The sequence below is a fragment of the Paraburkholderia sp. JHI2823 genome (assembly GCF_038900695.1).
GTDB classification, from domain to species: Bacteria; Pseudomonadota; Gammaproteobacteria; order Burkholderiales; family Burkholderiaceae; genus Paraburkholderia; species Paraburkholderia mimosarum.
This window is the reverse complement of the sequence record NZ_JAYMRY010000108.1, coordinates 1-3586: the sequence shown is the minus strand read 5'-3', so window position 1 is coordinate 3586 and position 3586 is coordinate 1. Positions and strand designations below refer to the sequence as shown.

The 3586-nt window shown below is 59.9% G+C and carries 2 protein-coding genes and 3 pseudogenes; 4 read left to right on the top strand and 1 reads right to left on the bottom strand.

What is annotated here, in order from left to right:
• Positions 1 to 126 (bottom strand): annotated as a pseudogene (locus VSR34_RS37590) (IS6 family transposase); the annotation flags it as partial.
• Between the two features lie 64 nt (positions 127 to 190).
• Here VSR34_RS37590 and VSR34_RS37585 point away from each other — a divergent pair.
• The 4 genes and pseudogenes from VSR34_RS37585 to VSR34_RS37570 form a co-directional block, all read left to right on the top strand.
• Positions 191 to 592: a group II intron maturase-specific domain-containing protein gene (locus VSR34_RS37585; protein WP_342965135.1), complete on the top strand. Its 402-nt coding sequence runs from the start codon at positions 191 to 193 to the stop codon at positions 590 to 592.
• A 530-nt stretch (positions 593 to 1122) separates the two neighbouring features.
• A complete protein-coding gene (gene ltrA / locus VSR34_RS37580) occupies positions 1123 to 2427 on the top strand; it encodes a group II intron reverse transcriptase/maturase (RefSeq protein WP_342965134.1) in 1305 nt (434 codons plus the stop codon).
• Positions 2428 to 2659: 232 nt separating this feature from the next.
• Positions 2660 to 3454: pseudogene (locus VSR34_RS37575) on the top strand (IS110 family transposase); the annotation flags it as partial.
• 46 nt (positions 3455 to 3500) lie between these two features.
• Positions 3501 to 3586 (top strand): annotated as a pseudogene (locus VSR34_RS37570) (IS6 family transposase); the annotation flags it as partial.

Below are 3586 nucleotides of genomic sequence, written 5' to 3'. Positions count from 1 at the left end.
GATGATGTTGTTCAGATACTTGTTCTGGCGGATCTTGATCGGCGTGTCGCGCCCGGCGTTGAGAGCCTCGAGCGCAGCCAGATTCGCACCGCTCTTGTCCACGGTAATCGTCTCGGGCTCGCCGTTCAGGGGAATCATCAAGAACAACGCGAGCGCCACGTAGGAGGCGTTGATACGCCAGCTTAACCCTGTGATCCGGGGATGGGCCCAGTATCACCGTCACGTCGTGTCGAAAGTGATCTTCTCCTCAATCGACTCACACATCTGGCGATGGCTCTGGAAATGGGCGAAGCGTCGACACCCCATGAAGGGAGCCCGGTGGGTCAGACAACGGTACTTCCGGCGCGACGGATACCGGTTCTGGGATTTTGCGACAAAGGGTTCAACCGAGGGTGACACCTGCGGCCTGCAACTCTTCCGCGCAGCAACGGTCGTGATTCAACGGCACGTCAAAATCCGGGGGGGTTGGCCAATCCGTTTGATCCGGCATGGGATCCCTACTTTGGCCGCCGTCGAACCGCGAAACGCTCCGCCAAGTTGCCCGGTGCCACCCATGGTGCTGAAGCAATGGCTTGAGCCGGATGCGGGGTGACCCGCACGTCCGGTTGTGCGTCCAGCTAAGGCTGGCGTGTTCAGCAGGAGATAGACCTGCCGGGGTAGAAGTCAGAAGCTCCGTAGCTGGGATAGCAGGGTGGCGGGAAACCAAGACTCTGAAGCCTATCGACGACCGTCTCCTTGGGGGACGTGCGAGTCATCGGGCCGTAATGAAGATGAACGTGGATGTGGCCTCGAAAGTGAAGAGACCCGAAGGCCGAGCTCGCAACCGAGAGGGCGAAGGCAGCATGGGTAGCCGAAATCTGACCGATACGGCTATTCCACTTCGGCGGGGTGGAAGCGACGGCACGATGACAAGGACATGCTGAGCAACTGGAGAAGCCCTCCTCGCCCCGGCGCGAAATCGCCGGAGCAAGGTAGGTCCTATAACCGGCGAACCCGGGAAGTGGACCGAAGGCGAGAGGGTGGCGGATGGGTCCGTACTAGCTGTGAAGCCGGGTAACGCTGGTGGAGCGAAGGGGCCCTGCTGTTTGTAATTTCCTCGACAACATGGGAGGCAAGGGCGAGATGACAAAGGCGTCCAGCAGTTTGCAGGACCTGAGGCGGGGAATATACGTCAAGGCGAAGGCTGAACCGTCCTGGCGTTTCTGGGGTTTGTATGTCCATGTCTGCAAGATGGAAACGCTGTGCGAAGCGTACGCGTTGGCCAGAAAGAACAACGGCGCGCCGGGTATTGACGGGGTGACGTTCGTGGCCATCGAGGCGCAAGGCGTGGTGGGCTTTCTTGCGCAGATACAGGACGAACTGACCGGGCGCACCTACCGGCCACTGCGAGCACGGCGACAGGAAATACCGAAAGACGGGGGCAAAGTCCGCGTCCTTTCGATTCCTGCCATCCGCGATCGTGTGGTCCAGGGTGCGCTCAAGCTCATACTGGAGCCGATCTTTGAGGCAGACTTCCAACCGGGGTCGTACGGCTATCGTCCCAAGCGTACCGCGCACGAAGCGGTGCATCGGGTGGCAACGGCGATTGTTCAGTGCAAGACCCGCGTCATCGATCTTGACTTGCGCGCCTACTTTGACACAGTTCGGCATCATCTACTGCTTGAAAAAGTGGCGCGTCGGATCAAGGACGACGACGTCATGCATCTGCTGAAGCTGATGCTGACGGCGTCGGGCAAACAAGGCGTTCCGCAAGGCGGGGTGATTTCGCCCCTGCTCAGTAACATCTATCTCACGGAGGTAGACCGGATGCTGGAGCGGGTGAAAAGCTCAACGCGCAGCGGGAAGTACACCTACGTCGAGTATGCTCGATTCGCTGACGATCTGGTCGTGCTGATCGATGCTCACCCGCGCAATGCGTGGTTGCTGCGGATGGTAAGCCGGCGCCTTCGGGAAGAATTTGCCAAACTACAGGTCGAGGTTAATGAAGAGAAGAGTCGCACCGTGGATCTGGACCGCGCGGAAAGCTTCGGCTTCCTGGGGTTTGACTTCCGACGCCTGCGCAGTATCGGGCGGCAGGTGTGGCGAGCGCACTATACGCCCAAGTTGAAGAAACGCACGGCGTTATTGCGCAAGCTCAAGGAGGTGTTCCGGCGATACCAGTCGCAGCCGGTGGATCGGGTAGTGCAACTGATCAACCCGGTGCTGCGCGGCTGGGTGAATTACTTCGCTGTTGGACACTCCAGCGAGTGCTTCAGCTTCATCAAGGACTGGGTGGAAAAGAAGATTCGACGCCACATGGGTCGATCCCGGAATCGTCGGGGCTTCGGCTGGAAGACGTGGAGTAGGCACTGGCTATATGACGAACTGAAGCTGTTCAACGGCTATCGGGTTCGCCGTGCTACCACCCCGAAAGCGTCCCCGGCATGATAGGTCCCATAAATCTTGACGTGAAGCGAACAGGAAAGCGTAGTGCGGGAAAACCGCATGCTGCGTTTGACGTGGCGGGAGCTGGAAACGTGGCCATGGCAACCGGATTGAGGCCCACCGCGAAAGCGAGGGAAAAGCCACCGGGGCCTACCGTGCGCGCGCCAGTTCTCGACCCTACCTCAGGGGGCGGCGGCGCAGTGATGCGCCGCTGCTACCCGACAAGGAATCGATTATGGTGGCCTACGCGATTGACGCAGGGGAGGTCGAATCGCTTGGCAAGATCGGCACAACTCAAACGGAGATCGATCGACTGTGCAAGCGGCTGCAGTCGAAGGCTTCACGCGTGTGTGCAGCTTACGAGGCGGGTCCGTGCGGCTACGGGCTGCATCGGCAACTGACGCAGCGCGGCTTCGAGAGCATGGTGTGTGCGCCATCGCTGATTCCGAAGAAACCCGGCGAGCGCGTCAAGACGGACCGGCGCGACGCCGCGAAGCTCGTTCGTTCTCTTCGGGCAGGCAACCTGACTGCCGTGTATGTGCCCGGTGTCGAAGACGAAGCCTTCCGGGATCTGGCGCGGGCGTGGGCAGCAGTCAAGGAGGATTTGCGGCAAGCCCGTCAGCGACTGAAGTCGTTTCTGCTCGCACATGGCGTGGGCTATACGGGGCGCGCGAACTGGGGTGAATCGCACCGACGCTGGCTCTCCGAGTACTCGTTCGCTAACGCATGGCAACAACTGGCATTTGAAGCGCATCGGCGCACGATCGAGGATCGTCTTGTGCAATGTGGACGATTGGAGTTGGCGTTGCGAGATGCAGTCGTCAACTGGCGCTTTTATCCTGTGGTGCTAGCTCTGCAGGCGATGCGCGGAGTGCAGTTTGTTACGGCTGTCGGTATGGTTTCAGAACTGGGAGACCTGTCGCGTTTCACGCATCCACGGCAGCTCATGGCGTGGCTCGGTGTAACGCCCTCGGAGCATTCGTCGGGCGGCAAGCGACGTCAGGGCAGCATCACCAAGACTGCTAACGGCTCTGTCAGGTTGACGCAGTAGCGGGGGTCGAATGAAGCGATGAAGGAAAAGAAAGTCGCTTTATCACGGTCACCGCTTCCCTGCCATCGTCATCAGCTGCGCGGTTCGCTGGTATTTCCGGTTCAGCCTGAG

Coding starts and splice junctions, on each gene's coding strand:
- ltrA (WP_342965134.1), top strand. CDS start 1,123: ATGACAAAGGCGTCCAGCAGTTTGCAGGACCTGAGGCGGGGAATATAC.